This window comes from Pseudomonas sp. GZJR-8 (genome assembly GCF_002916705.1).
Lineage (GTDB): Bacteria > Pseudomonadota > Gammaproteobacteria > Pseudomonadales > Pseudomonadaceae > Aquipseudomonas > Aquipseudomonas synxantha_A.
Genome location: NZ_JXSI01000006.1, coordinates 146,111 through 172,029, shown reverse-complemented (window position 1 = coordinate 172,029; position 25,919 = coordinate 146,111). Strand labels below are relative to the sequence as shown.

23 protein-coding genes are annotated in these 25,919 nt (G+C 59.3%); 17 read left to right on the top strand and 6 right to left on the bottom strand.

Translation table 11 applies throughout. The features are described 5' to 3' along the window. The first annotated feature begins 99 nt into the window (after positions 1 to 99). Positions 100 to 1,161, top strand: a complete 1,062-nt coding sequence (locus TK42_RS14110) for an FUSC family protein (RefSeq protein WP_103734490.1) — start codon at positions 100 to 102, stop codon at positions 1,159 to 1,161. A 227-nt stretch (positions 1,162 to 1,388) separates the two neighbouring features. On the opposite strand, the gene TK42_RS14105 is transcribed toward TK42_RS14110, so the two are convergent. Beyond that, positions 1,389 to 2,120: a TetR/AcrR family transcriptional regulator gene (locus tag TK42_RS14105; RefSeq protein ID WP_032880606.1), complete on the bottom strand. Its 732-nt coding sequence runs from the start codon at positions 2,118 to 2,120 to the stop codon at positions 1,389 to 1,391. Positions 2,121 to 2,477: 357 nt separating this feature from the next. Between TK42_RS14105 and TK42_RS14100 the strand changes: the two genes are divergently transcribed. The 4 genes from TK42_RS14100 to TK42_RS14085 are packed head-to-tail and all read left to right on the top strand — an operon-like array spanning position 2,478 to position 7,095. Continuing rightward, a complete protein-coding gene (locus tag TK42_RS14100; protein ID WP_078821672.1) occupies positions 2,478 to 3,185 on the top strand; it encodes an ABC transporter ATP-binding protein in 708 nt (235 codons plus the stop codon). Further along, positions 3,182 to 4,381 (top strand): ABC transporter permease, encoded by a 1,200-nt coding sequence (locus TK42_RS14095; RefSeq protein ID WP_032880604.1) that lies wholly within the window; start codon positions 3,182 to 3,184, stop codon positions 4,379 to 4,381. Before TK42_RS14100 ends, TK42_RS14095 begins: the two co-directional genes overlap by 4 nt. Next, the gene (locus TK42_RS14090; RefSeq protein WP_103734489.1) at positions 4,374 to 5,852 is read left to right on the top strand and encodes a TolC family protein; all 1,479 of its coding nucleotides are present in this window, start codon (positions 4,374 to 4,376) and stop codon (positions 5,850 to 5,852) included. The genes TK42_RS14095 and TK42_RS14090 overlap by 8 nt, the downstream gene beginning before the upstream one ends. Beyond that, on the top strand, positions 5,842 to 7,095 hold the full coding sequence (locus tag TK42_RS14085; protein ID WP_103734488.1) for an efflux RND transporter periplasmic adaptor subunit: 1,254 nt from the start codon (positions 5,842 to 5,844) through the stop codon (positions 7,093 to 7,095). The genes TK42_RS14090 and TK42_RS14085 overlap by 11 nt, the downstream gene beginning before the upstream one ends. A 168-nt stretch (positions 7,096 to 7,263) precedes the next feature. Here TK42_RS14085 and TK42_RS14080 read toward each other — a convergent pair whose 3' ends face one another. Continuing rightward, positions 7,264 to 8,658, bottom strand: a complete 1,395-nt coding sequence (locus TK42_RS14080; RefSeq protein WP_103734487.1) for an FAD/NAD(P)-binding protein — start codon at positions 8,656 to 8,658, stop codon at positions 7,264 to 7,266. A gap of 246 nt (positions 8,659 to 8,904) precedes the next feature. Between TK42_RS14080 and TK42_RS14075 the strand changes: the two genes are divergently transcribed. Continuing rightward, on the top strand, positions 8,905 to 9,810 hold the full coding sequence (locus TK42_RS14075) for a hypothetical protein (protein WP_103734486.1): 906 nt from the start codon (positions 8,905 to 8,907) through the stop codon (positions 9,808 to 9,810). Positions 9,811 to 10,095: 285 nt separating this feature from the next. Here the strand turns inward: TK42_RS14075 and TK42_RS14070 are convergent, their stop codons facing one another. Beyond that, complete coding sequence (locus TK42_RS14070; protein WP_103734485.1) at positions 10,096 to 10,659, bottom strand: helix-turn-helix domain-containing protein; 564 nt, start codon at positions 10,657 to 10,659, stop codon at positions 10,096 to 10,098. A gap of 92 nt (positions 10,660 to 10,751) precedes the next feature. On the opposite strand from TK42_RS14070, the gene TK42_RS14065 reads away from it, so the two are divergent. The 7 genes from TK42_RS14065 to TK42_RS14035 all read left to right on the top strand — a co-directional run bounded on the left by TK42_RS14065 (position 10,752) and on the right by TK42_RS14035 (position 17,925). After that, positions 10,752 to 11,681 carry a DMT family transporter gene (locus TK42_RS14065; RefSeq protein WP_103734484.1) on the top strand — a complete coding sequence of 310 codons (930 nt, stop codon included), beginning with the start codon at positions 10,752 to 10,754 and terminating at the stop codon, positions 11,679 to 11,681. Positions 11,682 to 11,885: 204 nt separating this feature from the next. Beyond that, complete coding sequence (locus TK42_RS14060; RefSeq protein ID WP_103734483.1) at positions 11,886 to 14,807, top strand: monovalent cation/H+ antiporter subunit A; 2,922 nt, start codon at positions 11,886 to 11,888, stop codon at positions 14,805 to 14,807. Further along, positions 14,807 to 15,151, top strand: a complete 345-nt coding sequence (locus TK42_RS14055; protein ID WP_005789164.1) for a Na+/H+ antiporter subunit C — start codon at positions 14,807 to 14,809, stop codon at positions 15,149 to 15,151. Before TK42_RS14060 ends, TK42_RS14055 begins: the two co-directional genes overlap by 1 nt. Beyond that, a complete protein-coding gene (locus tag TK42_RS14050) occupies positions 15,148 to 16,830 on the top strand; it encodes a monovalent cation/H+ antiporter subunit D (protein WP_103734482.1) in 1,683 nt (560 codons plus the stop codon). Before TK42_RS14055 ends, TK42_RS14050 begins: the two co-directional genes overlap by 4 nt. After that, positions 16,827 to 17,315, top strand: coding sequence for a Na+/H+ antiporter subunit E (locus tag TK42_RS14045; protein ID WP_078821678.1), 489 nt, complete (start codon positions 16,827 to 16,829; stop codon positions 17,313 to 17,315). Before TK42_RS14050 ends, TK42_RS14045 begins: the two co-directional genes overlap by 4 nt. Then, entirely contained in the window at positions 17,312 to 17,590 is a 279-nt protein-coding gene (locus tag TK42_RS14040; protein WP_032880591.1) for a K+/H+ antiporter subunit F, read from the top strand. Before TK42_RS14045 ends, TK42_RS14040 begins: the two co-directional genes overlap by 4 nt. Beyond that, the gene (locus tag TK42_RS14035) at positions 17,587 to 17,925 is read left to right on the top strand and encodes a Na+/H+ antiporter subunit G (protein ID WP_103734481.1); all 339 of its coding nucleotides are present in this window, start codon (positions 17,587 to 17,589) and stop codon (positions 17,923 to 17,925) included. Before TK42_RS14040 ends, TK42_RS14035 begins: the two co-directional genes overlap by 4 nt. A 125-nt stretch (positions 17,926 to 18,050) precedes the next feature. Here the strand turns inward: TK42_RS14035 and TK42_RS14030 are convergent, their stop codons facing one another. Then, on the bottom strand, positions 18,051 to 18,509 hold the full coding sequence (locus TK42_RS14030; RefSeq protein WP_103734602.1) for an HIT family protein: 459 nt from the start codon (positions 18,507 to 18,509) through the stop codon (positions 18,051 to 18,053). Positions 18,510 to 18,650: 141 nt separating this feature from the next. On the opposite strand from TK42_RS14030, the gene TK42_RS14025 reads away from it, so the two are divergent. Together TK42_RS14025 and TK42_RS14020 are read left to right on the top strand one after the other, a co-directional pair. After that, on the top strand, positions 18,651 to 19,346 hold the full coding sequence (locus TK42_RS14025) for a peptidase E (RefSeq protein WP_103734480.1): 696 nt from the start codon (positions 18,651 to 18,653) through the stop codon (positions 19,344 to 19,346). 447 nt (positions 19,347 to 19,793) lie between these two features. Beyond that, entirely contained in the window at positions 19,794 to 21,155 is a 1,362-nt protein-coding gene (locus TK42_RS14020; protein WP_057024289.1) for a toxin-antitoxin system YwqK family antitoxin, read from the top strand. 118 nt (positions 21,156 to 21,273) lie between these two features. Here the strand turns inward: TK42_RS14020 and cysS are convergent, their stop codons facing one another. Together cysS and TK42_RS14010 are read right to left on the bottom strand one after the other, a co-directional pair. Then, the gene (gene cysS, locus TK42_RS14015) at positions 21,274 to 22,656 is read right to left on the bottom strand and encodes a cysteine--tRNA ligase (RefSeq protein WP_032880586.1); all 1,383 of its coding nucleotides are present in this window, start codon (positions 22,654 to 22,656) and stop codon (positions 21,274 to 21,276) included. A 19-nt stretch (positions 22,657 to 22,675) separates the two neighbouring features. Then, the gene (locus tag TK42_RS14010; RefSeq protein WP_005789177.1) at positions 22,676 to 24,376 is read right to left on the bottom strand and encodes a glutamine--tRNA ligase/YqeY domain fusion protein; all 1,701 of its coding nucleotides are present in this window, start codon (positions 24,374 to 24,376) and stop codon (positions 22,676 to 22,678) included. Between the two features lie 261 nt (positions 24,377 to 24,637). Here TK42_RS14010 and TK42_RS14005 point away from each other — a divergent pair, with 261 nt between their 5' ends. Together TK42_RS14005 and lpxH are read left to right on the top strand one after the other, a co-directional pair. Continuing rightward, entirely contained in the window at positions 24,638 to 25,141 is a 504-nt protein-coding gene (locus TK42_RS14005; protein ID WP_005789179.1) for a peptidylprolyl isomerase, read from the top strand. Further along, entirely contained in the window at positions 25,138 to 25,887 is a 750-nt protein-coding gene (lpxH, locus tag TK42_RS14000) for a UDP-2,3-diacylglucosamine diphosphatase (protein WP_103734479.1), read from the top strand. The genes TK42_RS14005 and lpxH overlap by 4 nt, the downstream gene beginning before the upstream one ends. The last annotated feature ends 32 nt before the right edge of the window (positions 25,888 to 25,919 follow it).

Below are 25,919 nucleotides of genomic sequence, written 5' to 3'. Positions count from 1 at the left end.
CCTCGGTCTTTCAGTCAGGTCGCGGTGATGCTATCGCAGGCAAGCCAGCTCCCACATTGAGTCGAGCACATTCATACATTTGAGGCCACTTTAAGACTGATGAACCTGCCTTTCTTTGCCCGGCGCCTGCTGCGCCCCTTGCTCGACCCCTACCGCCGCTTTCGTCATGCCAAGCTGATCCACGCCGCGCGCGTGTCGGTGGGGTTGCTGGCAACCATCCTGCTGACCACCGGCCTCAACCTGCCCCACGGTGAATGGGCGTCGGTGACCATGCTGATCGTGATCGGCGGGTTGCAGCACCACGGCAATATCGGCAAGAAAGCCGTCGAGCGCGCCTACGGCACCTTGATCGGCGCCAGCGTCGGCTTGCTGCTGGTGGTGCAGCAGGCTTACTTCGGCCTGCCGTTGCTCACCTACCTGTTCATGTCGGTGGTGTGCGGGTTCTTTTCCTATCACGCCATCGGCAAAGGCGGCTATATCGCACTGCTCTCGGCGATCACGGTGTTTATCGTCGCCGGCCACGGCGATAACCCTATCTCCGATGGATTGTGGCGCACCGTCGATATCCTGATCGGCATTGTGCTGGCCCTGGCGTTTTCCTTTGCCTTGCCGTTGTACGCCGTGTATTCGTGGCGCTACAACCTGGCCAGCGCCCTGCGTGACTGCGCGCAGATTTATAGCCGGATCATCAATAGCCAATCGATAACTGACGATGAACACCTCAAGCTACTCAACCGCTTGAACGGGGCGATGGTGCAACTGCGCTCGTTGATGCCGTCGGTGTCCAAGGAAGTGCGGATCTCCATGACCGAACTGGACGCGATCCAGCGTCACCTGCGCATGTGCATCAGTACCCTGGAGATTCTCGGCAATACCCGGCCAGACCCGCGCGACAAGCAGGCCACGGCGCGGATGCAGGTGATGCTCAAGGCCGAGCACCGGCAGATTCGAGTGCAGTTGGTGGGAATGGCGCGGGCGTTGAAGTCGGGGGTGACGGAGCGGTTGGAGCGTAGCAGTTACGCCACAGGCAGTGAGCCTGCGCTGGATGCGCCGGTTTACAGTGCGTTGGATGGGTATCGACTATTGACCTTGCAACTGGCGGCGAACGTGGATCAGATGCGTCAACGGCTTGCCAAAGGTGCCGCACGCTGGAAGATTTAGCGACAGCTGGACGGGAGCTTTACGCACATCGACACATTCACACTTTCTCTTACATATTTTTCACGATTTGTTCACATCCCAGAACGTAGGGTAAAGCCTCATCCGTTACAAACGTTGCATATCAAGCCCGCCGCCCCAGCGGGCTTTTTTTTGCCTGGGTTTTGCCTAGGCCACCCGAGTCGGTAGGAGCGAGCTTGCTCGCTCCTGCAAGGGGTCGGGGATTGGCTTCAGCGTGTGGCCTGTTCGCGAATGGCGCGCTGAGTCTCCAGCACCTTGGCCAGCGCCGTCTCAGCCTCGGCACTCTGCTGTGGCACTCGAATCGCCGCCGACACCAAGGTAATCAACTTCGCCATCACCTCCGCATCCGTCGCCGGTCGGCCCAGGCTCATGGAGTTCATCAGCAGGCGCAGTTCGGTGCCGGCCATGACCCCGGAAATCGCCTTGAGGGCAAATTGCAGGCGTACGCCCAGCTCATTGCGCGGCAGGTCTGGCAGGGCCAGGGCGAAGGCTTCGAAGAAGCGCTGGAACACCGGCTGGTAATGCACCTTGAGATATTCCTGGATAAACGGCGAGGTGTCGCTGTAGACCCGGCCAAGGAAGCGAATGAACGAGCGCCCTTCCCCGCTGGCCGGGTCGCTGCGCTCCAGGCCCATGGCTGGGGCAAACAGCACGCCCAGCAGCGTGTCGCAATCCAGCGGGCCATCGGATTCGGCTTCGCAGCGGGCGAGCAATTCCAGGCGCTGCTCGTTGAGCGGCTCCAGGCGTTGCATCAGCAAGGTTTTCATCAGGGAGTCCTTGTCCCCGAAGTGGTAGTTCACCGCCGCCAGGTTGACCTGGGCGCGTTCGGTTATCTGGCGTAGCAACACGGCGTCGTAGCCGTACTTGATGAAGAGGGCCTCTGTCGCATCCAGCAATCGAGTCTTGGTAACGTTTGGAGCGCTGAGTTTCTTCGCGACCATAAGGGTTCCACGGCGGAAATATTGTTTTAAAAAATAATTTGATTTTTTTATACCGGGGCGGCCCGGCGAAAGCAAGTAGTGACACTCCGCCATATCACTAAAAGCCTGTATAACCGGGCTATCGAGACCTATTGAAAGGATTTCTACCGGTCCGAAACCTGCATTCGGCAGAACGTTTCAAAGGGTAAAACCGCTCTACATCCATGGCTGGCGAAGCAGATTGAACGCAGGTACTATTCAAACAATATTTTAAAAACAAGAAATAAAACCAGTCCGTGACGCGTACAGGCAGCTCCCGAACTTGTTACAAGGATTTTCCGGGGGCATGGCAGTACCGTCGTGACTGCAGGCGTAGTCATGATGACAGACACCCCCACGCAACCCGGCTTGATCTCCCTGCAAGGCATCGGCAAGCGTTATCAGCTCGCCGGGCAGGAGCTGAGCATTCTCAATGACGTGTGCCTGTCCATCGCTCGCGGTGACAGCTGCGGCATCCTCGGTGCCTCCGGTTCCGGCAAAAGCACCCTGCTCAACATTCTCGGCCTGCTGGACCTGCCCAACTGCGGCCAGTACCACTTTGCCGGTCACGATATTTTCAATGCCACGCCCGACGAACTGGCCGCGATCCGCAACCAGCAGATCGGTTTTGTGTTCCAGAGCTTCAACCTGCTGCCCCGCCTGAGCGCCCTGGACAACGTCGCGCTGCCCTTAAGTTATCGCGGCGTATCGCGGCATGAATCGGTGGAACAGGCCCAGCGTATGCTCGATCAAGTCGGCCTGGCCGAGCGCGCCCACCATCGCCCGGCCGACCTCTCCGGCGGCCAGCGTCAGCGCGTCGCCATTGCCCGCGCACTGGTCGGCAAACCCTCGGTGATCCTCGCCGACGAACCCACCGGCAACCTCGACAGCACCACCGCACAGGAAATCATGGACCTGCTGCTGAGCCTCAACCGTGAGCAGCAGGTGACGCTGATCATCGTCACCCACGACGCCCACATTGCCGAGCGCCTGGAGCGCAAGATCCTGGTGCGCAACGGTGTGGTGCACGAGGCCGAGCGCCCATGAGCCTGCGGGTCGAGCAGAGCCTCAGCCAACTGCTGCATGAAGCCTTGATCAGCCTGCGCACCCTGGGCAAACGTTCGATCCTGGCGCTGCTGGGCATTGTGATCGGCAGCTCCTCGGTAGTGGCGCTGATCAATATCGGCCACAACGCGGCAGTGGATGCCGCGATGATCTTCAAGGACATGGGCACCGATACCCTCATCGCCCAGTTCCCGCCCAAGGGCAGCAGCAATGTGCCGATGCGTACCCAACTCGACCTCGACGCCGTACGCCTGGCCGTACCGGGCATTGCCCATATCGGCGCGCTCAGCCTGTTCAGCGGGCCCATCGTGTTTCATGGGCGCACCACCAATGCCAACTTGGTCGGCAGCACGCCGGGTATACAGGCCGCCATGCGCCTGGCCGTGCGCGAGGGGCGCTTCCTGTCGGCCTTCGACGCCAGCGAAACTTTCGCTGTGATTGGTGACCCACTTGCCCAGGCCCTCAGTGCGCCGGGCGACCCACTGCAACTGGGCGACCGCGTGCGCATCAACGACTACCTGTTTCTGATCGTGGGCATCCTGCACGACCAGCCCCGGGCCATGCTGATGCCAGTGCAGGCCAACGAGTCGTTGTTTATTCCGGCCGAAGGTATGCGCCGCATCTATGCCACCCCGCAGATCAGCAATGTGATCATCCGTGCGGCGCCAGGGCAGGACATGGAGCGTATCGCGAGGGACGCCACCGCTGCGCTGCAACCCCAACTCAGCGACCACGACGTCAATATCACGGTGCCCCAGCAGATGATCGACGGCATGACGCGCCAAAGTCGCACCTTCGCCTACCTGCTGTTGGCCCTTGGCGCGATTTCCCTGGTGGGCGGCGGTGTCGGGGTGATGAACGTGATGCTGATGAATGTCTCGGAGCGCCGCCGCGAGATCGGCATACGCATGGCCCTGGGCGCACGCCAGCGCGATATCCGCAACCTGTTCCTGCTCGAAGCCGTCACGCTCACCGCCGTGGGTGCGCTGTGCGGTGCGGTGCTGGGCATGACCGCCGCCTGGCTGTATGCGTGGCTGTCGGGCTGGGCATTTGCCCTGGCGGTGGCCGCCCTGCCCCTGGGGGTGGGCAGTACGTTACTGGTAGGTTTGTTCTTTGGCATCTACCCGGCGGTCTCGGCCTCGCGGTTACAGCCGGTGGAGGCCCTGCGCGATGAATAAGTGCGGGCTGCTCCTTCTGCTGATCAGCCTGCCGGGCATGACTGCCGAGATGGTTATCAACCCTTCGGCGCCCAGCAGTACCCGCAGCGGCTACGAGCGTAGCGTCTCGCTGAACGCCCAGGCTACAACCATGACCCTTGGCGACGCGGTGTACCTGGGCCTGCGTAATAACCCGGCGATTCGCAGCGCCTACCTGCAACGAGTGGCGCAGAAGTTCGATCTGCGCGTGGCCGAAGATGTGTTCAACCCCAAGCTCACCCTCAACAGCTATTACCGCAGCACCCGCGGCTCCCAAGACAATGCGCGCAACGCCAACGTCGCGCCCACCAGCAGCCTGCTCGGCGAATACGGCACGCGCTTGAGCATGGCCTGGACCCAGCAGTTGAACAACGCCAACCGCGCCGGCCGTTACCGCAGCGACGGGCTCGACCTAGCGATCATCCAACCGCTGATGCGCGGCGCCGGCTGGGACGCCACCACCGCGCCGCTGCGCCTGTCGCGCCTGGCCGAGCAGGCCAACCGCCTGAACCTCAAGGCCACCGTGGCGCAAACCATCAGCCAGATCATCGCCACCTACCGCGAACTGCTGCGTGCCCAGGAACAACTGGTGATCGTGCAGGACGCGCTCAAGCGCTCCAACACCTTGCTGGACGTGAACAAGGCACTGATCAGCGCCGGGCGCATGGCCGAGTTCGAGATCGTCCAAACCGAAGCCGACATCGCCACCCAGCAGTTGGGCGTGGAAGAAGCTCGCAATCAACTGGACACCAGCCGCCTGGCCTTGCTGCGCCTGCTGGCGCTGGACCTGTCGACACCGGTGCGCGCCACCGAAGCCCTGGAGGCCAACCCCATGGAAATTGACCAACGCCAAGCCTTCAACCTGGCGCAAAACCAGCAACCGGAATACCTCGCCGCCCTGCTCGGCAGCCAACAGGCCGACCTCAACCTGGTGATCGCCAAGGAATCCGGGCGCTGGCAAGTGGACCTGGTCGCCGGCGCCAACCAGGTGCGCGCCGCCACCGACAACGCCAACGGCCATGACAATAACCGTACCTGGGACAGCTACGCCGGCGTGCAGGTGCAGATCCCCATCGGCGACATCAGCACGCATCAGGCCGAGGTACGTGCGCGAGTGAACGTCGAGGACCAGGAAATCCGCATTACCGATGCGCGCCAGGAGCTGGAGCGCAACGTCAACAACGTGGTGCGTGACCTCGGCACCCGCTGGCGCCAATATGAAATTTCCAAGCGTGCCGTGGAGTTGTCACGGCGCAAGATCGAAATCGAACGGGAAAAACTCAGTGCCGGGCGCTCCACCAACTTCCAGGTGTTGAGCTTCGAAACCGACCTGCGCAACGCCGAAAATGCCCAGCTCAACGCGCTGATCGCTTATTTGAACGCCCAGACTCAACTCGACCTGACCCTGGGCATGACGCTGGAAAGTTGGGAAATCGCCCTCAATGACTACTAATCAAAAACGCTTGCTCGCCGTTGCCCTAATCGTGTTGTTAGCCGGCGCGGCCATCGGTCTGTTCAGCCAGCGCAGCGGTGCCGAGCAGGCCAGCACCGCCGAGCAGTGGCTGGCGGTAAAACCCGACCCGCTGGTGCACCAGATCGGCCTGGTGGGCAAGATCGAGCCCGACACTACCGTCACCCTGACGGCGCCGTTCGACGGCAACGTGTTGGCCAACCTGGTCGAACAAGGCCAGCGCGTCGAGGCCGGCCAGGTGCTGTTGCGCATGGATCCGGCGACTCTGGAAGTGCAACTGCGCGATGCCCTCTCCGCCCAACTCAAGGCCCGGCGCACTGTGCAGGAAATGCAGGACTGGGACAGCAGCCCCGCCGTCAGCCGCGCTCGTCGTAGTTTACGCACCGCCGAAATGACCGCCGGCAATACCCAGCGCAAACTTACCGAGAGTGAAAACCTGTTCAAACGCGGCATCATTCCGCGCAACGAACTGGACGATCTCAAGCAGCAAACCCAACAGCAGCAACTCGACCTGGCAGCGGCGCGCGGCGAACTGCAACAGGCCCAGGACCAAGGCAGAGGCGAATACCGACAGATTGCCGAAATGGAGCTGACCAATGCCACGGTGAAATACGAAGCCTTGCAAAAACTCCTTGAAGGCAAGGAGGTCAAGGCACCGTTCTCCGGCATCGTAGTGCCCGCGCCCGGCAGCAGCAACACCGCCCAAGGGGGTGGCAACAACAACGCGCCGGTGCAGGCCGGCAGCAAGGTCAGCCAGGGCCAAGTGCTGTTTGGCCTGGCCAATATCGAGCGGCTGAAAATCGTCGCCAAGGTCTCCGAGCTGGACATCAACCAGTTGCACCAGGGCCAAGCGGTGGAAGTAATGGGCGATGGCTTCGACGGCGAACGGCTGACCGGCTCGGTCAGCGTGGTCAGTGGCTTGGCCATCGCCAGCGACAACCAGGGCAGCGCACAATTTCCGGTGACCCTGTCGATCCCCGCGCTGACGCCGCAGCAGTTGCAACGGGTGCGTCTGGGCATGAGTGCGCGGTTGACGATTGTCACTTATAACAATGACCAGGCGATCGTGATTCCCAGCCAGGCGATCCAGGCGGACATGACGGTGGAGTATCGGGCGGCGATGGATAAACCGGTGCAGCGGGTGAAAGTGACCACTGGGCAATCGACGCCCCAGGGCGTTGAGGTATTCGGACTCAAGCCAGGCTTTGTGAAAACCTCAAGATAAGCGCAGATCAACCTGTGGGAGGGGGCTTGCTCCCGATAGCAGTGCATCAGCCACAAATGTATTTACTGACACGCCCTCATCGGGAGCAAGCCCCCTCCCACATTTGATTTTCGTTGCTTTGAGCATTGACGTTCACTTCGCGGATCAGGGCTTGCTCACCTCCCCCATTTAGATCTGTGTGAGCTTGGTTGCCAGTGCCTTGGCCTGGAGCGCCACATCCGTCACCGCCGTACTCTCCCACCACATGCCCCGCAACGGCGGCCCCATGGCAAACAGTCGCTGGCTGGCATGGCCCTGGGCATCCAGCACCGCGCCGGCTGCATCCGCCGCAATCCCCAACGCCAAAGGCCCAGGCCGGATCAACCCACGCTTGAGCAGTTGTTGCGGCAATGGCCGGGCGACACGACGCCAGTCGTACTCGATGCCGCTGGAGTTGATCAGCGCCGCTCCCGAAACCTGTGTGACCTCCTGCCCGCCACGATAGCGCACCGCAATGGCAACGCCCTCATCCGACGGCACCAAACCCTTGAACGACGCTGCGCGAATCCGCAGCCGCTCTTCTGCCTGCAAGCGCGTCACCAACTGCGCACTCAACGGTGGCGAGCGGTGGTGATGGCTTTCCCACCATGGCCGCACATGTCGCACGAACTGGCGCTTCTGAGGCTCACTGGCCTGACTCCACAAGCGTGCGATGTGCCCGCGCACGGTGTCCAACGGCGCCTGCCAGTCGATGCCTTGCGCCAGCGCGAACTGACATTGGCGTCGCACCTCACGCAGCAATTGCCGAGGGCTGCGCAGGTTGTAATCGGCGGCCAGGAAGTCATCCCAACTTGGCGGCTGTCTGCGCACATGGGGCAACAGGCCGTGGCGCGAAAAGATCTCGATGGGACCGCGATGCCCGGCCTGTTCCAGCGACACCACGGCATCGACCATGGTCAACCCGGAGCCGATGATCAGTACCGTTGATTGCGGGTCGAGTTGGGTCATCGCTTGCACGTCCCATGGGTCCATGGCTGCGGCGTTCAAACCGCTGGACTCGGTTAGGGGCGTGCGCGCTGCCGGGAACATGCCGGTGGCCAACACCGCAAAAGTGCCACGCAGCTGCTCCCCATTATCGAGGGTCAACAGCGTGGAGGCTGCGTCGACTTGCAGGTCCACCCCTTCGGCGCGGATATGCTCGACGGTCGACGTAGACAACGCCTTGGCCTCGGCCAAGCGCTGTTGCGCGTACAGCCCGAAAATCCAGCGTGGCAGGAACAGTTCGCTGATGGGCACATGCTGCTGATCCGACTCCGGCCACCCTCCACTGCCGATGTATTCGGTGAGCCATTGGGTCAAATCGTCGGCATTGTCCGGGTCGACGCTCATGCGCGCCGCGTTGCCGTTCAAGGTATGGCCCAGTTCGACCGCACTATAAGCCTCGCCGCGCCCAAGTTCGGCACGCGGTTCGACCACCAGGATGCGCCGCGTGCCCGGCAGGCGCAGCAGTTGCACGGCCAGCATCGTACCGCTCAGGCCGCCGCCGATGATCAGCACATCTGCGCTGCGGGTGTATTCACTCATGCAGGTTCGCCCTTACTGTCTGCCCAAATAAAAATGTCATGCCAATCGCCTCGCGCCAACAGTTACGCGGCACTGCCGCTCCAGACTACTTGCCCAGGATTTGCATCACACTTTGTTGCGCTGAGTCCTTAGTCACTCCCGCTATCAGAACCCAGTGAGTTATACCTGTTACTTTTGACAGTATACGCAGCCCGGTTCAACTATTAGCCTATTCATCGCGCCCCTCCTTTCCAAAGGAAACATCAAATGAATAACCCCAATCACTCCAAAGCCAAACTTATTTCGGGAACCTGTACCGCCGTGGTGGAGGGCGATGAGGACTTGAAACATTTTGAAGGCCCCCCCGTTCACTTCTACCTGGATGAAGATCTCAACCGATGGTTCATATCAGCCCTCACTGAACCCGTGCCGTTTGGGCATCACCAACAAATCGAGCTGATTTTACCCAACGAGGGCCATGTCATAGATAAAACTTATGAGATCGTCAACGAATGGGGCGCTCAAGGAAAAGCCAATGCTTCATGGATAAAAAGGACTTCTCATACATTCCGTCCCTATACCGCCTCTAGCGGAAGTGTGAAGGTGTCCTTGGACCCCGCCAAGGAGACAGTACACCTTACTTTCCACTTTAAAGCGCAAAGTGGTACACGAATCGTCACCCTTACAAAGGGTGATATGGAAGTTGAAGGCACGACGAAACGCCGCAAGGCTAACGCAACAGGTTCAGTGACCTGCGATATCAGTGATGCCGTCAACCGGGCCTATCGGTCCATGGAGACTGCGCTCACTACCCAGCCTGCGTCAGGTAGTTTTCCAGCCCATATCAGCGTATGGTCACGAGAGTTCGTCCCAGCGCCTGATCCGCATCCGTTTGACTACAGAGTAGTCTTCAACTTCGCCGAGGGCCTTGTACCGGGCACTTATAACTTCAGTTCGGACAACAAACAGGTGCGTGCTTTTGTATTCGACCTCAATCAAAACGTCGCCTGGCCAAGCGAAAGCGGTACGATTACGCTGACCTCGATTCCTGACTTTGAAACATTAGCAGGAACGCTGTCGGGAGACTTCGACTTTGCCGGAACAGTAAGACTTGCAGATGGCCGTGAACTGCGTATAAAAGTCGGCAACGGAAAGCTCAATATCGAAAAATAGACCTGCTGTTGTTTCCAGCCCCGCAAGTTGACGTAGTTAGACTCGTGACGCACAAACCGTAGGCGCTGGTAAGCGCCTACGGTTTTAACTGCTCAGAAAGCGGTTCAGCGTTTGACTTCATACTTTGCGACAGGGGATTGCACCACGCTACCCCCTCGGGAAGTGATCATAGTCGCCAAAATCGCCGAAGCAACTCAAGACTACTGGCTGGCGAAGGGAGTAACACGTGTTTTCAGGTTTGCTCTACTGTGAAAACCCACAGGTATAAACCAGTAGACCATCCGGCTAGATCACGACATTACGAACAAATCGCACCGCCACTTCACCATCATTGCGATAGCCGTGGGATTGGCGGCTGGCGAACATATAGAACTCACCGGCCGCGACGGTTTTTTCTTGGTCGTCGAGAATCAGGGTCAATGCACCTTCATACACGAACAACTGCACACTCCAACCTTCCGGGTCCGGTTCGGGGCTGTAGCGGTCCCCAGGCTCCAGGCACATCTCCCACAATTCCACTTCGCGTCGGGCGGTGGCCTTGGCGAGCAGTACTGCTTTGCTGCCTGGGGTTTCACCGGCCCACGCCAGTTCGTTGATACGACTATGGTCAGGCGCATCCGGCGCCTGAATCAAGTCGCTGAACGCCACGTCCAACGCTTCAGCCACACGGTCGAGGGTGGAGAGACTGACGTTCTTCTCCCCCGCTTCAATCGCCACCAGCATGCGCCGGCTGACCCCGGACTTTTCCGAGAGCGCGGTCTGGCTCAGGTCGGCGGCATGGCGCAGGCGACGGACGTTCTGGCTGACGTGCTGCAGGACCGAGGCCCGTTGCGGATTTTCTTTGTGCACTATATTGCTCAATAGGTGGGTGTGCGCAGTATACTGCCCAGCGTGCGGCGCATTGTGCGGTCCGTGCCTTTCCCTTGCAAGACCGAGCCGCCATGACTGCCCCGACCTCCCCTTCGCGATTCAACCGCTTCAGCAAAGCCGAATGCATCCTGGTGGTGATCACCATGATCTGGGGCGGCACCTTCTTGCTGGTGCAACATGCCATGACCGTCAGCGGGCCGATGTTTTTTGTGGGGCTGCGCTTCGCGGCGGCGACAATTGTGGTGGGGTTCTTTTCCTTGCGCACCCTGCGCGACCTGACCCTGTTCGAATTGAAGGCCGGGGTGTTTATCGGGGTGGCGATCATGTTTGGCTACGGTTTGCAGACGATTGGCTTGCAGACCATCCTGAGCAGCCAGTCGGCGTTTATCACCGCGTTGTATGTACCGTTCGTACCGCTGTTGCAGTGGCTGGTGCTGGGCCGTCGCCCCGGGTTGATGCCCAGCATCGGCATCATGCTGGCGTTTGCCGGGTTGATGCTGTTGACTGGCCCGGCGGGGGCTTCACTGAACTTCAGCCCAGGTGAAATCGCTACGCTGATCGGTGCCGTGGCAATAGCGGCCGAGATCATCTTGATCAGTGCATTTGCCGGCCAGGTAGATATTCGCCGGGTGACCGTGGTGCAACTGGCCACCGCTTCGGTGCTGTCGTTCATGATGGTGGTGCCCATGGGCGAGGCGTTGCCGGGCTTTTCTTGGCTGTTGCTGTTCAGCGCCGTGGGCCTGGGCTTGACCAGTGCGGTGATCCAGGTCGCGATGAATTGGGCGCAGCAGAGTGTGTCGCCAACCCGGGCGACCTTGATCTATGCCGGCGAGCCGGTGTGGGCAGGCGTGGTCGGACGAATTGCCGGGGAGCGCTTCCCGCCGATTGCAATGGTTGGGGCCGTGTTGATTGTGGTGGCGGTGATTGTGAGTGAGATGAAAACGAAGGGGCAGAAGGCAGTTGAACTCGCAGATGCCTTGGAACAGGAGCGTCAGGGATAACCTGCAAACCCTGTGGTGCCCGCTCTATCGTCATCGCGGGCAAGCCCGGCTCCCACAGGGGTTAGCGTTTCAATTCAAGGGTTTTGAACCAGTGCTAAATGAGAGGTTTCGGCCTACCTTGTAGGATCCTGCCACATCTTGCCGTTTGGTGATCGTGAAAGCGGCACGTATGATGCATCCCAAACTCCCGCAGATTAGAAGCCTATGTCCCTGATAGTTCTACTGCTTCTGCCATTCATTGGCAGCTGTCTGGCGGCCTTGCTGCCGCACAACGCACGTAATACCGAATCCCTGCTGGCCGGCCTGGTGGCATTGGTCGGCACTATTCAAGTCGCACTGCTCTACCCCCAGATCGCCCATGGTGGCGTAATACGCGAAGAATTCCTGTGGTTGCCCAGTCTTGGGCTGAACTTCGTGTTGCGCATGGACGGCTTTGCCTGGCTGTTCTCGATGCTGGTGCTCGGCATCGGCACGCTGGTGTCGTTGTATGCACGTTATTACATGTCGCCGGACGATCCGGTGCCGCGCTTCTTTGCGTTCTTCCTCGCGTTCATGGGCGCCATGCTTGGCCTGGTGATTTCCGGCAACCTGATTCAGATCGTGTTCTTCTGGGAACTGACCAGCCTGTTCTCGTTCCTGCTGATCGGCTATTGGCACCACCGCGCCGATGCGCGGCGTGGTGCCTATATGGCCCTGATGGTCACCGGCGCAGGCGGGTTGTGCCTGCTGGCCGGGGTGATGTTGCTGGGGCATATCGTCGGCAGCTATGACCTGGACCAGGTGCTGGCGGCGGGCGACCAGATTCGCGCGCACTCGCTGTACCCGGTCATGCTGGCCCTGGTGCTGATCGGCGCCTTGAGCAAAAGCGCGCAGTTCCCGTTCCACTTCTGGCTGCCCCATGCCATGGCGGCACCGACGCCGGTTTCGGCGTATCTGCATTCGGCGACGATGGTGAAGGCCGGCGTGTTCCTGCTGGCCCGCCTGTGGCCGTCGCTGTCCGGCAGCGAAGAATGGTTCTGGATCGTCGGCGGTGCCGGCGCCCTCACCCTCCTCCTCGGCGCTTACTGCGCCATGTTCCAAAACGATCTCAAGGGCCTGCTGGCCTACTCCACCATCAGCCACCTCGGGCTGATTACCCTGCTGCTGGGCCTTAACAGCCCGCTGGCCGCCGTCGCCGCAGTGTTCCATATCCTCAACCACGCGACTTTCAAGGCGTCGCTGTTCATGGCGGCGGGCATCATCGACCACGAAAGCGGCACGCGGGACATCCGCAAGCTCAGTGGCCTGGTGCGTCTGATCCCGTTTACCGCGACCCTGGCCATGGTAGCCAGTGCCTCCATGGCCGGTGTGCCGTTGCTCAATGGCTTCCTGTCCAAAGAGATGTTCTTTGCCGAAACCGTATTCATCTCGTCGACGCAATGGGTGGAAATCGCCCTGCCGGTGATTGCGACCATCGCCGGTACGTTCAGCGTGGCCTACGCCCTGCGCTTTACCGTGGATGTGTTCTTCGGCCCACCGGCTACCGACTTGCCGCACACGCCTCACGAGCCACCGCGCTGGATGCGTGCGCCGGTGGAATTGCTGGTGTTCACCTGCCTGCTGGTGGGGATTTTCCCGGCCCAGGTGGTCGGCTCGATCCTTGCCGCTGCGGCGTTGCCCGTGGTCGGTGGTGTGCTGCCCGAGTACAGCCTGGCGATCTGGCACGGCTGGAACGCGCCAATGATCATGAGCCTGGTGGCAATGACCGGCGGCGTGGTGCTGTACCTGATGCTGCGCAAGCAACTCAAGCGTGGCCGCTTCGAATACCCGCCGCTGATCGGCTATTTCAACGGCAAGCGTGGCTTCGAGCGCTGCCTGGTGGTGATGATGCGCGGTGTGCGCAGGATCGAAAAACGCATCAGCACCAAGCGCCTGCAAACCCAATTGTTCCTGCTGGTGATCGTCGCGGTGATCGGGGCCATGATCCCCATGATCAACAGTGGCCTCACCTGGGGCGACCGGCCGAAGATTGCGGGCTCCATCGTGTTCGTCACCCTGTGGTTGCTGGCGATTGCCTGCGCGCTGGGCGCCGCCTGGCAAGCCAAGTATCACCGGCTGGCGGCCCTGACCATGGTCAGCGTGTGCGGCCTGATGACGTGCGTGACCTTCGTGTGGTTCTCGGCGCCGGACCTGGCCCTGACCCAATTGGTGGTGGAAGTGGTGACCACCGTGCTGATACTGCTCGGCCTGCGCTGGTTGCCACGGCGTATCGAGGAGGTTTGGCCATTGCCCAACACCTTGCGCAAGGCGCGCATTCGCCGGGTGCGCGACTTGTTGCTGTCCACTGTAGTGGGCGGCGGCATGGCGCTGTTGTCCTACGCGATGCTGACCCGCCAGACACCCAACGATATCTCCTCGTTCTACTTGAGCCGCGCCCTGCCCGAAGGCGGCGGCAGCAATGTGGTGAACGTGATGCTCGTGGACTTCCGGGGCTTCGATACGCTGGGCGAAATCACCGTGCTGGGTGCCGTGGCCTTGACCGTATATGCCTTGCTGCGACGCTTCCGCCCGTCCAAGGAAAGCATGCAGTTGCCGGCGCAACAGCGCCAATTGGCACCGGACGTGGCCACCGACCTGGTCAACCCGCGCCAGGCCAGTGACACCGCGCTGGGCTTTATGATGGTGCCGGCGGTGCTGGTGCGCCTGCTGTTGCCGATTGCGCTGGTGGTGTCGTTCTACCTGTTCCTGCGCGGTCACAACCAACCAGGCGGCGGGTTTGTCGCCGGGCTGGTGATGTCGGTAGCGTTTATCCTGCAATACATGGTGGCGGGCACCCAATGGGTCGAAGCGCAGATGAGCCTGCGGCCCATGCGCTGGATGGGCTTCGGCCTGCTGTCGGCGACCTTGACCGGCCTTGGCGCGCTGTTCGCCGGATACCCGTTCCTGACCACCCATACCTGGCATTTCCACGTGCCACTGCTCGGCGATATCCATATCGCCAGTGCGTTGTTCTTCGACATTGGCGTGTACGCCATGGTCGTGGGCTCGACGCTGCTGATGCTGACCGCCCTCGGCCACCAATCTGTGCGAGCACATAAACCGAGCAACCAGCCCAAAGTCGTTGCTGCAACCGAAGGAGCCGCCTGATGGAAGAAGTCATCGCAATTGCCATTGGGGTCCTGGCGGCCTCCGGCGTCTGGCTGGTGCTGCGGCCACGGACATTCCAGGTGGTGATGGGCCTGTGCCTGTTGTCGTACGGGGTCAATCTGTTCATTTTCAGCATGGGCAGCCTGTTTATCGGCAAGGAACCGATCATCAAGGACGGCGTGCCGCAAGACCTGCTCAACTACACCGACCCCCTGCCCCAGGCCCTGGTACTTACAGCCATCGTGATCAGCTTCGCCATGACCGCGTTGTTCCTGGTGGTGCTGCTGGCATCCCGGGGCCTGACCGGCACTGACCATGTAGATGGCCGGGAGCCCAAGGAATGACGTGGATGAATCAACTGATCGTCGCGCCGATCCTGCTGCCGCTGCTCACGGCCGGGTTGATGCTGATGCTCGGCGAAAAGCGCCGCCCACTTAAGGCCCAGATCAACCTGTTCTCCAGTGTCATCGGCCTGGGCATCGCGATCCTGCTGCTGTACTGGACGCAACAAGGCGGCCCCGGCTCGATTGGTGTGTACCTGCCGGGCAACTGGCAGGTGCCGTTCGGCATCGTGTTGGTGGTGGACCAACTGTCGGCAATGATGCTGGTGCTGACCGGGATCATCGGCGTGAGCGCGCTGCTGTTCGCGATGGCCCGCTGGGACCGTGCGGGCACTAGCTTCCATGCGCTGTTCCAGATCCAACTGATGGGTCTGTACGGCGCATTCCTCACCGCGGATTTGTTCAACCTGTTCGTGTTCTTCGAGGTGCTGCTGGCGGCGTCCTACGGCCTGATGCTGCATGGTTCGGGTCGTGCTCGGGTGTCGTCCGGCCTGCATTACATTGCGATCAACCTGCTGGCGTCGTCGCTGTTCCTGATTGGCGCGGCGATGATCTACGGCGTCACCGGCACGCTGAATTTCGCTGACCTGGCGCTGAAAATCCCGCTGGTGCCGGAGGCTGATCGCGGCCTGCTGCACGCTGGCGCAGCGATCCTGGCGACCGCGTTTCTGGCCAAGGCCGGCATGTGGCCGCTGAACTTCTGGCTGGCGCCCGCCTACTCCTCGGCCAGTGCGCCGGTGGCGGCGATGTTTGCGATCATGACCAAGGTTGGCGTGTACACCGTGCTACGCCTGTGGACCCTGCTGTTTTCCGGCCAGGCCGGCGCTTCGGCGCTGTTTGGCGGCGACTGGCTGGTGTATGGCGGCATGGCGACCATCGTGTGCGCGGCGCTGGCGATGGTGGCGGCGCAACGCCTGGAGCGCATGGCGAGCCTGAGCATTCTGGTCTCGGCCGGGATCCTGCTGTCGGCGGTAGGGTTTGCCCAGCCAAGCCTGACCGCTGGGGCATTGTTCTATCTGGTCAGCTCCACCCTGGCATTGAGTGCGCTGTTCCTGCTGGCTGAATTGATCGAGCGTTCGCGCTCGGCCAACGACCTGCCGCTTGATGAAGAGATTGATGCGCTGCCCAAGGCCATGGAGTCGCTGCATCCGCGTCCGGGTGTGAACCTGGACGATGAGCAGAAAGCCGTAGTCGGACAGGTCATCCCCTGGACCATGGCCTTCCTCGGCTTGAGCTTTATCGCCTGCGCGCTGCTGATTATCGGCATGCCGCCATTGTCGGGGTTCATCGGCAAACTCAGCCTGTTGAGTGCGCTGATCAACCCACTGGGCCTGGGCAACGCCGTGGACGAATCGATCCGTCCTGCAGCCTGGGGCCTGGTGGCGCTGCTGATTCTGTCCGGCCTGGCGTCGCTGATCGCCTTCGCCCGCCTTGGCATCCAGCGCTTCTGGACCCCGGAAGAGCGCCCATCACCGCTGCTGCGACGCTACGAGTGCGTGCCGATCTTCGTGCTGCTGGGCTTGAGCATCGCCTTGACGTTCAAGGCCGAACCCTTGATGCGCTACACCCTGGCCACCGCCAAGAGCCTGAACAACCCGGAAAGCTATGTGATGGCGGTAATGGCCACGCGGCCCGTGCCGAGCCCTGAAGCCAAGGCCGCTGCGCTGGAGGTGCAACCATGAAGCGCCTGTTTCCTGCACCCTGGTTGTCGCTGGCCCTGTGGGTGTTGTGGCTGCTGCTGAACCTGTCGATCAGCCCCGGCAACCTGCTGCTGGGCGCGCTGCTGGGCTTTCTCGCGCCTTTGCTGATGGCGCCGCTGCGCCCGCAGCCGATCAGCCTGCGTCGCCCTGGCGTGATCCTGCGCCTGTTCCTGTTGGTGGGCCGCGACGTGATCGTCTCCAACCTGCAAGTGGCGTGGGGTGTACTGACCTGCGGCACACGCCCGCCGCGCTCGCGCTTCATCAGGATCCCCCTGGACCTGCACAGCCCCAACGGCCTTGCCGCGCTGTCGATGATTACCACGGTGATCCCCGGCACCATTTGGTCGGAACTGGCGCTGGACCGTAGCATCTTGCTGCTGCACGTATTCGACCTTGACGATGAAGCCCTGTTTATCCAGCACTTCAAAGCCACCTACGAGCGGCCCCTGATGGAGATCTTCGAATGAGCGCCCTGCTCTCCAATGCGATCCTGGCCAGCCTGTTCCTGTTCTCGCTGGCGATGGTGCTGACCCTGATCCGCCTGTTCAAAGGCCCGTCCGCCCAGGACCGAGTCCTGGCGCTGGACTACCTGTACATCCTGGCCATGCTGATGATGCTGGTGCTGGGTATTCGCTATGCCAGTGATACCTACTTTGAAGCGGCGCTGCTGATCGCGCTGTTCGGCTTCGTGGGCTCGTTTGCCCTGGCGAAATTCCTGCTGCGTGGGGAGGTGATTGAATGATGCCGTTATGGATTGAAGTCATAGTCGCGGCGTTGCTGTTACTCAGCAGTGTGTTTGCGTTGATTGGCGCGATTGGCTTGCTGCGGATGAAGGAGTTTTTCCAACGCATGCACCCGCCGGCACTCGCCTCGACATTGGGCGCATGGTGCGTGGCGTTGGCGTCGATTATCTATTTTTCGGTGCTCAAATCCGGGCCGGTGTTGCACGGGTGGTTGATTCCGATTTTGCTGTCCATCACCGTGCCGGTGACTACCCTGCTGCTGGCGCGCACGGCGTTGTTCCGCAAGCGCATGGCCGGTGACGATGTGCCGGCTGAAGTCAGCAGCCGCCGCTGACCTCTCAGGCAGGCACATAAAAATGTGGGAGCTGGCTTGCCTGCGATGAGGTCGGATCAGTCACTGAAGAGGTTGGCTGGCCCACCGCTATCGCAGGCAAGCCAGCTCCCACAGTTGGATGGGTGCTAGGCGAAGGATCGGATTCTTGCCGCCAATTCCGCCAATTCGGCATCATCCGCCCGCACAAAATCGTGGGAAGAGATATAGCCCTCATAAGCCTCAAAAAACTTATCCACCTGCGAGCTCAACGGCTTGAACGTGCTGTCCCGCCCGGTCCCATGCATGGGAAACAACTTCGCATGCAGGTGGTCCACCCCATACCCTTCCAGAATCATCCCCGTACGCGCCACATCGGGAAATGCGCGGTCGATCTGTTGTGCGGTTTTCTTTGCTGCGACCGCGAGCGCTGCCAACACTTCATCCGACTGCGCAAACGCATAGCTGCCGTAATGCTGCTTTGGAATCACCACGCTGAAACCCGGTGTGTTAGGGAAGATCGACAGGAACGCCATATGCTGATCATCCTCCCACAGGATATGGGCCGGGGAAGTTTTGCGGACAATGCTGCAGAAAATACAATCCATTTGAATCACCGCCAGTTTCGTCTTGGGTTTGGTCGTGGCAATCATCTAAAGCTAGGATGGTATGGGCGTCAAACCCTATGGGCATTTTGGGAAATGTCCTAAGACCTGGGTATGCCCGCTGTGCTGAGACAGGAGTTCACCATGGATAAAAACATCATTGTCATCGGCGGCGAGTCCAGCGAAGACATGACGCGCATGACCCGCATCGACGAATATATCGTCGCTTCGTCGGGCAAAACCCAGCCCACGGTGCTCTATATCTCCACCGCCAATGGCGATGACCGTACGAAGATTGCCGACTTCACGCTCAAATACCAAAGCGCCGGCTGCACCGTTGTGCCATTGACGTTTTTCATTCCGCCTTTTCCAACCCCAGCTCATGTTGCCGCGCTGTTTGAACAGGCTGACATCATCTACGTGGCCGGCGGCAACACCCGAGCCTTGCTGGCCATCTGGCGTGAATTTGACGTGACCACCCTTTTGAAGCAAGCCCAGGAACACGGCAAAGTGCTTTGCGGCGTCAGTGCCGGCGCCATCTGCTGGTTCGACCACGGGCATTCCGACTCAGGGGGCGTATATGCGCTGGTCGACGGACTGGGTTTTCTCCCTGGCGCGCTGTGCCCGCACTTCAGCTCAGAGGTGGGGAGAGAATCTTCGTTTGTTGAACTGGTTCGACTTAAAAACATACACCCCGCCTACGCGCTGGATGACGGAGTTGCCCTGCATTTCAAGAACGGTGAATACCATGCGACTGTTCATAACTACACGACTGGTAGTGCATATAAACTCAGTAGCACTTCGGAGCCCATTGCAAGGAAACGCCCTACAGCTCTTTAGGGTTGCCGCTCAGAAAATGGCCGCCTAATCTTTGGCGGTCGCTGCAAATTCAGCGACCGGGTTTCGCAGCTCGGTTAAACTCTAGACGCACAGTGTCCACCTAAAGAAGCAGCCCTAAATTGAACGGTGTTCAAAGGTAGAAGTGATGAGGGATGCCGCTATGTTGGTACAAGTAGCCCCCCCTTTTACCGTCAGCTATTGAACACCCGCAAGCACGAACAACGTAAAGCACCGTGACATATTTTCCAAAGAAACATCCTACGTCCGCGCCAGAAACCCTCTCTTCTTTGTAGTCAACGATTGACCCATAGTCTTCTCTTTGGTGCCCGATACTCCATTGAGCGTTTCTAGCGGGCACACCTTCCACTCAAACGTAAATCGAAGTCACGCACAGCCGCCACCCAAAACTTTACCCTCTCTATACAAGTCAATTAATGGACAATCGGGATGCAATTCGAATATAAGAAATTCTTAGTGACACTAGCACTCATCTCGAATGCAATATACGCTCAAGCCGAACAGACTCACTTATCGACAATCCTAAATATAAAAATGAATGCAACCTATCTCGACATGGATACAGAAACCACGGACTCTTTCGGCGTAAAGCTCATGGCGGCAGTTCGTCTGACGCTTTCGACAGAACACAGTTGTGGCACTTCTAAACTGCATATCACACCGGACTCCATCGGCGTTCCTGTCGAAAATTTCCTAGCAGAAGTTAAGAAAATCAAAAAATACGCTGATGATGGAGCCGCACTATTTATCACACATCACGATTGTGATCGAAAAATACCGATGGCAACCAAATTCGCTACCTGCACGGGTGAAATATGCAGATCACTCACAGATGTGCTAATTGATGGAAAAATGTACCTAGACAAGAATTACCGACCCGTTCCAGCTGCGCGCAGTCTTTTTTTCATAGAGCAACCCCAAACTTATGACCAAAAACTAAAAGCCTGGAAAGTATATATCTACGATAAAAAAACTAAGAAGATTGCGGCCGATGGATTCGTCGACAATGAAGACTATGCTGCGAGCAAATTCATCCATAAATTCCGCACGTTTCATAGCAACGGCATGGTTTCGAGTTCTATTGAAATGAGTGCGCAGGGGCAACGTGAAGGAAAAAGCATTGTTCGCCACAAAAACGGAAAAATTGAAAAATCCATAAATTACAATAACGGAATTATCACTGACGGCGAGTACATAACTTACGACCTGACAGGAAAAATCAAGATCCGTGAGCATTATGTAAATGGAGTGCTAAATGGCCCAAGAGTCAAACTGTACGCTAACGGAAATCCTGAATCCATGGAAAAATACTTAGACGGCAGTCGCTCAGGAATATCAAATTATTACTATGAAGACGGCACACTAAAAAATATACAAGATTATGACCGTGGGCAGTTGGATGGCTGGGACGTCAAATATTTCGCAAACGGCGAGACCGAATCACAAACACTCTATAAAAATCAGCGCATTAGAATAAGCCACGAATGGAACATTGACGGCATAAAAGTCAGTCAATGGGAACAAGACGAAAATCATAACCGCCAAGGCGACGACATAGAATGGTATGACAACGGACAAAAAAGAAAGCACTCAATCTATAAAGATGGAAAACTTCATGGAAAGATGCAAGGTTGGTCTGAGGATGGAACTCAACTTTATTCTACCGAATACGCACACGGCGAGAGAAACGGACAATCACGGCAGTGGGGCCGAGACGGGACGTTGATAGAAGACTGCCAATACCAAGCAGGAAAAATTTCAGAGCCGTGTTCGGTGAGACCTCCGCTCTGACTATGCAGGTCTTGGACACGAATAGAGGTTTAATTCGAAAAACTTAGCAATATGCAAAAAACGCCCCGAACCAGTCGGGGCGTTTTTTATTCAGCATGCAGCATGCAGCTTTCAACGGTCAATCAGCTAACCGCCACGTCGTCCCACCCTTCCCGTCTTCCAACACCACACCCATCGCGGTCAGTTGGTCACGGATACGGTCGGATTCCGCCCAGTCCTTGTTAGCCCGAGCAGCCAGACGCGCCTGAATCAACGCATCCACCTGCGCCGCATCCACACGCCCTTCAGCGCCGGCCTGCAGGAAGTCATCGGCTTCCATCTGCAACACACCCAGTACGCTGGCCAGTTCTTTGAGGCGCGCCGCCAGGCCCGCTGCCGCGTCGAGATCAGTCTCACGCAAGCGGTTGATCTCACGCACCATCTCGAACAGCACCGCGCAGGCTTCCGGCGTGCCGAAGTCGTCGTTCATGACTTCGGTAAAGCGTGCCACGAACGTTTCGCCACCAGCAGGTGCCACCGCTGGCAAGCCTTTCAACGCGTGGTAGAACCGCTCCAGGGCGCCCTTGGCGTCCTTGAGGTTGTCTTCCGAGTAGTTGATGGCGCTGCGGTAATGGCTGGACACCAGCAGGTAACGCACCACTTCCGGGTGGTACTTTTCCAGCACGTCGCGGATGGTGAAGAAGTTGTTCAAGGACTTGGACATCTTCTCGCCATTGATGCGGATCATGCCGCAGTGCATCCAGGCGTTGGCGTAGGTCTTGCCAGTGGCGGCTTCGCTCTGGGCGATTTCGTTTTCGTGGTGCGGGAACTCCAGGTCGCTGCCGCCGCCATGAATGTCGAAGGTCTCGCCCAGGCAGCAGGTGGACATTACCGAGCATTCGATGTGCCAGCCCGGACGCCCAGGGCCCCACGGCGATTCCCAGCTTGGCTCGCCGGGCTTGGTACCTTTCCAGAGCACGAAGTCGAGCGGGTCCTGCTTGGCTTCGTCGACTTCGATGCGCGCGCCGATGCGCAGGTCTTCGATCTTCTTGCGCGACAGCTTGCCGTAGCCCATGAACTTGGCGACGCGGTAGTACACGTCACCATTGCCTGGGGCGTAGGCGTAACCCTTGTCGATCAGGGTCTGGATCATCGCGTGCATGCCAGGGATGTGGTCCGTGGCACGCGGTTCCATGTCCGGCTTGAGGATGTTGAGGCGCGCCTCGTCCTCGTGCATGGCAGCGATCATGCGCTCGGTCAGCGCGTCGAACGACTCGCCGTTTTCGTTGGCGCGGTTGATGATCTTGTCGTCGATGTCAGTGATGTTGCGCACATAGGTCAAGTCATAGCCGCTGAAACGCAACCAGCGGGTCACCAGGTCGAAGGCAACCATGCTGCGGCCGTGGCCGATGTGGCAGTAGTCGTACACGGTCATGCCGCACACGTACATGCGCACCTTGTTGCCATCCAGGGGCTTGAAGACTTCTTTGGTCTTGCTGAGTGTGTTGTAGATCGTTAGCACGACAGTTCCTTAAACAGAATCACTGGCCCCACGAATCTCGCAAGGTCACGGTACGGTTGAATACCGGAGCACCAGGTTTGGAGTCCTTGATATCTGCGCAGAAGTAACCTTCGCGCTCGAACTGGAAACGGTCTTCCGGCTGTGCGTCGCCAAGCGATGGCTCGGCACGACAACCTGTGAGCACTTGCAGTGAGTCAGGGTTGATGTTGTCGAGGAAACTCGCGCTGTCTTCGGCCTTCTCAGGGTTCGGCGAGCGGAACAGACGATCGTACAGGCGCACTTCGCATTCGATGCTGGCAGCGGCTGGCACCCAGTGGACCACACCCTTGACCTTGCGGCCTTCAGGGTTCTTGCCCAGGGTGTCCGGATCGTACGAGCAGCGCAGTTCGACGATGTTGCCATCGGCGTCCTTGATCGCTTCGTCCGCACGGATCACGTAGCTGCCGCGCAGGCGCACTTCGCCGTTCGGCTCCAGGCGCTTGTAGCCCTTGGGCGGCTCTTCCATGAAGTCGTCGCGGTCGATGTAGATTTCGCGGGCGAATGGCAATTTGCGCACGCCCAGCTCTTCCTTCTGCGGATGACGCGGCAGTTCGAGGTTCTCGACCTGGCCTTCCGGGTAGTTGGTGATCACTACCTTCAACGGCCGCAGCACGCACATGGCGCGGGGGGCGTTGGCGTCGAGGTCCTGGCGGATGCTGAATTCCAGCATCCCGAAGTCGACCACACCGTCGGAACGGTTGGTGCCGACCATGTCGCAGAAGTTGCGGATCGACGCCGGGGTGTAGCCACGGCGACGGAAGCCCGACAGCGTGGACATGCGCGGGTCATCCCAGCCATGTACGTGCTTTTCATCCACCAGTTGCTTGAGCTTGCGCTTGCTGGTGATGGTGTAGTTCAGGTTCAGGCGGCTGAATTCGTACTGACGCGGGTGCGCCGGTACCGGCAGGCTGTCCAGGAACCACTCGTACAGTGGGCGATGGCTTTCGAACTCCAGGGTGCAGATGGAGTGGGTGATGCCTTCGATGGCGTCCGACTGACCGTGGGTGAAGTCGTAGTTGGGGTAGATGCACCACTTGTCACCGGTCTGGTGGTGGTGGGCATGGCGGATGCGATACATGATCGGGTCGCGCAGGTTCATGTTCGGCGAGGCCATGTCGATCTTGGCACGCAGCACGCGGGCGCCGTCCGGGAACTCGCCGGCGCGCATACGGTTGAACCAGTCCAGGTTCTCTTCCACCGAACGGTCGCGGAACGGGCTGTTCTTGCCCGGCTCGGTCAGCGTGCCACGGTACTCCTTGGCCTGCTCCGGGGTCAGGTCGTCCACATAGGCCTTGCCGGCCTTGATCAGCTCGACAGCCCAGTCGAACAACTGGTCGAAATACTTGGAGGCATAGCGCACTTCACCGGACCATTCGAAGCCCAGCCATTTGATGTCGCTTTCAATGGCGTCGATGTATTCCTGGTCTTCCTTGGCCGGGTTGGTGTCGTCGAAACGCAGGTGCGTGACGCCACCGAACTCCTGGGCCAGGCCGAAGTTCACACAGATCGACTTGGCGTGACCGATGTGCAGGTAGCCGTTGGGCTCTGGCGGGAAGCGGGTGACGATCTGCGTATGCTTGCCCGAATCCAGGTCCGCCTGGATGATCGGGCGCAGGAAATTGACCGGGACGGCAGGTCCGGCCTTGGCATTCGAGGTAGGGTCGACAGTGGGCTTGCTCATAGGATCCTTGAACAGACAGGTTCGTGGCCGGGTCAGGCCAGATAAAACAAAGGGCTTATCATAGCCGAAGCTGTCAACCACCTGACAGAGCGCGGTCGAAAACTGCTGCTTTAATTGCTGCTTTAATGACAGGCGCGGTAAAAAACCACCTCGAAATTCCTGCAAGGCACGCTAAACTGCGCGTCTTGGCCCAAGCTTCGCCAAACCGGTCGTGGCGCCCAGGCGCCCAAACCCACGAATTCCCTGAAAAGAGTAGTGAACATGACTCAAGTCAAACTGACCACCAACCACGGTGACATCGTCATCGAGCTGAACGCCGACAAGGCGCCGATCACCGTCGCCAACTTCATCGAATACGTGAAAGCCGGCCACTACGAAAACACCGTTTTCCACCGTGTCATCGGCAACTTCATGATCCAGGGCGGCGGTTTCGAGCCTGGCATGAAAGAGAAGAAAGACAAGCGCCCAAGCATCCAGAACGAAGCGGACAACGGCCTTTCCAACGACAAGTACACCGTCGCCATGGCCCGTACCATGGAGCCGCATTCGGCCTCCGCGCAGTTCTTCATCAACGTCGCCGACAACGCCTTCCTCAACCACAGCGGCAAGAACGTGCAGGGTTGGGGCTACGCGGTGTTCGGTAAAGTCACCGAAGGCCAGGACGTTGTCGACAAGATCAAAGGCGTGTCCACCACCTCCAAGGCCGGTCACCAGGACGTTCCAGCCGAAGACGTGATCGTCGAGAAAGCCGAGATCGTTGGGTGATATTACTGATTTCAGATTTGCATCTGGAAGAGGAGCGCCCGGACATTACCCGGGCGTTTCTGGATCTGCTCCACGGCCGCGCCCGTGGCGCCCAGGCGTTGTACATTCTGGGGGACTTCTTCGAAGCCTGGATTGGCGACGATGGCATGACTGCCTTCCAGCGTTCCATCTGTACGGCGTTGCGTGAACTGAGCGACAGCGGCACCCCGATTTTCATCATGCATGGCAACCGCGATTTCCTGATCGGCAAGGCGTTCTGCAAAGCGGCAGGCGCCACCTTGCTCAAGGACCCGAGTGTTGTGCAATTGTATGGCGAGCCTGTGCTGCTGATGCACGGCGACAGCCTCTGCACCCGCGACCTTGGCTATATGAAGCTGCGGCGCATCCTGCGTAACCCGATTGTGTTGTTTATCCTGCGCCATCTGCCCCTGGGCACGCGCCACAAACTGGCACGCAAACTACGTAGCGAAAGCTCTGCCCAAGTGCGCATGAAGGCCAACGACATTGTCGATGTCACGCCTGAAGAAGTGCCGCGAGTAATGCAGCAGTTCGGCGTGCACACCCTGGTCCACGGCCATACGCACCGCCCTGCGATCCATAAGTTGCAGATCGGCGACCAGGCGGCCAAGCGCATTGTGCTGGGGGACTGGGACAAGCAAGGGTGGGCATTGCAGGTGGATGAGCAAGGCTTTCAACTGACGGCGTTTGATTTCGTCAACCCGCAGTTGGCACTGCCTGGCGCCTAAACCTCTGACACAACACCGATCAACCTGTGGGA

Excerpts from the sequence above, each read along its gene's own strand:
- TK42_RS14110 (WP_103734490.1), top strand. The coding sequence starts at position 100 with ATGAACCTGCCTTTCTTTGCCCGGCGCCTGCTGCGCCCCTTGCTCGAC.
- TK42_RS14025 (WP_103734480.1), top strand. The coding sequence starts at position 18,651 with ATGGATAAAAACATCATTGTCATCGGCGGCGAGTCCAGCGAAGACATG.
- TK42_RS14090 (WP_103734489.1), top strand. The coding sequence starts at position 4,374 with ATGAATAAGTGCGGGCTGCTCCTTCTGCTGATCAGCCTGCCGGGCATG.
- TK42_RS14010 (WP_005789177.1), bottom strand. The coding sequence starts at position 24,376 with ATGAGCAAGCCCACTGTCGACCCTACCTCGAATGCCAAGGCCGGACCT.
- TK42_RS14055 (WP_005789164.1), top strand. The coding sequence starts at position 14,807 with ATGGAAGAAGTCATCGCAATTGCCATTGGGGTCCTGGCGGCCTCCGGC.
- TK42_RS14035 (WP_103734481.1), top strand. The coding sequence starts at position 17,587 with ATGATGCCGTTATGGATTGAAGTCATAGTCGCGGCGTTGCTGTTACTC.
- TK42_RS14085 (WP_103734488.1), top strand. The coding sequence starts at position 5,842 with ATGACTACTAATCAAAAACGCTTGCTCGCCGTTGCCCTAATCGTGTTG.
- TK42_RS14100 (WP_078821672.1), top strand. The coding sequence starts at position 2,478 with ATGATGACAGACACCCCCACGCAACCCGGCTTGATCTCCCTGCAAGGC.
- TK42_RS14045 (WP_078821678.1), top strand. The coding sequence starts at position 16,827 with ATGAAGCGCCTGTTTCCTGCACCCTGGTTGTCGCTGGCCCTGTGGGTG.
- TK42_RS14105 (WP_032880606.1), bottom strand. The coding sequence starts at position 2,120 with ATGGTCGCGAAGAAACTCAGCGCTCCAAACGTTACCAAGACTCGATTG.
- TK42_RS14040 (WP_032880591.1), top strand. The coding sequence starts at position 17,312 with ATGAGCGCCCTGCTCTCCAATGCGATCCTGGCCAGCCTGTTCCTGTTC.
- TK42_RS14060 (WP_103734483.1), top strand. The coding sequence starts at position 11,886 with ATGTCCCTGATAGTTCTACTGCTTCTGCCATTCATTGGCAGCTGTCTG.
- TK42_RS14095 (WP_032880604.1), top strand. The coding sequence starts at position 3,182 with ATGAGCCTGCGGGTCGAGCAGAGCCTCAGCCAACTGCTGCATGAAGCC.
- TK42_RS14050 (WP_103734482.1), top strand. The coding sequence starts at position 15,148 with ATGACGTGGATGAATCAACTGATCGTCGCGCCGATCCTGCTGCCGCTG.
- TK42_RS14005 (WP_005789179.1), top strand. The coding sequence starts at position 24,638 with ATGACTCAAGTCAAACTGACCACCAACCACGGTGACATCGTCATCGAG.
- TK42_RS14020 (WP_057024289.1), top strand. The coding sequence starts at position 19,794 with ATGCAATTCGAATATAAGAAATTCTTAGTGACACTAGCACTCATCTCG.
- TK42_RS14065 (WP_103734484.1), top strand. The coding sequence starts at position 10,752 with ATGACTGCCCCGACCTCCCCTTCGCGATTCAACCGCTTCAGCAAAGCC.
- TK42_RS14080 (WP_103734487.1), bottom strand. The coding sequence starts at position 8,658 with ATGAGTGAATACACCCGCAGCGCAGATGTGCTGATCATCGGCGGCGGC.
- TK42_RS14030 (WP_103734602.1), bottom strand. The coding sequence starts at position 18,509 with ATGGATTGTATTTTCTGCAGCATTGTCCGCAAAACTTCCCCGGCCCAT.
- TK42_RS14075 (WP_103734486.1), top strand. The coding sequence starts at position 8,905 with ATGAATAACCCCAATCACTCCAAAGCCAAACTTATTTCGGGAACCTGT.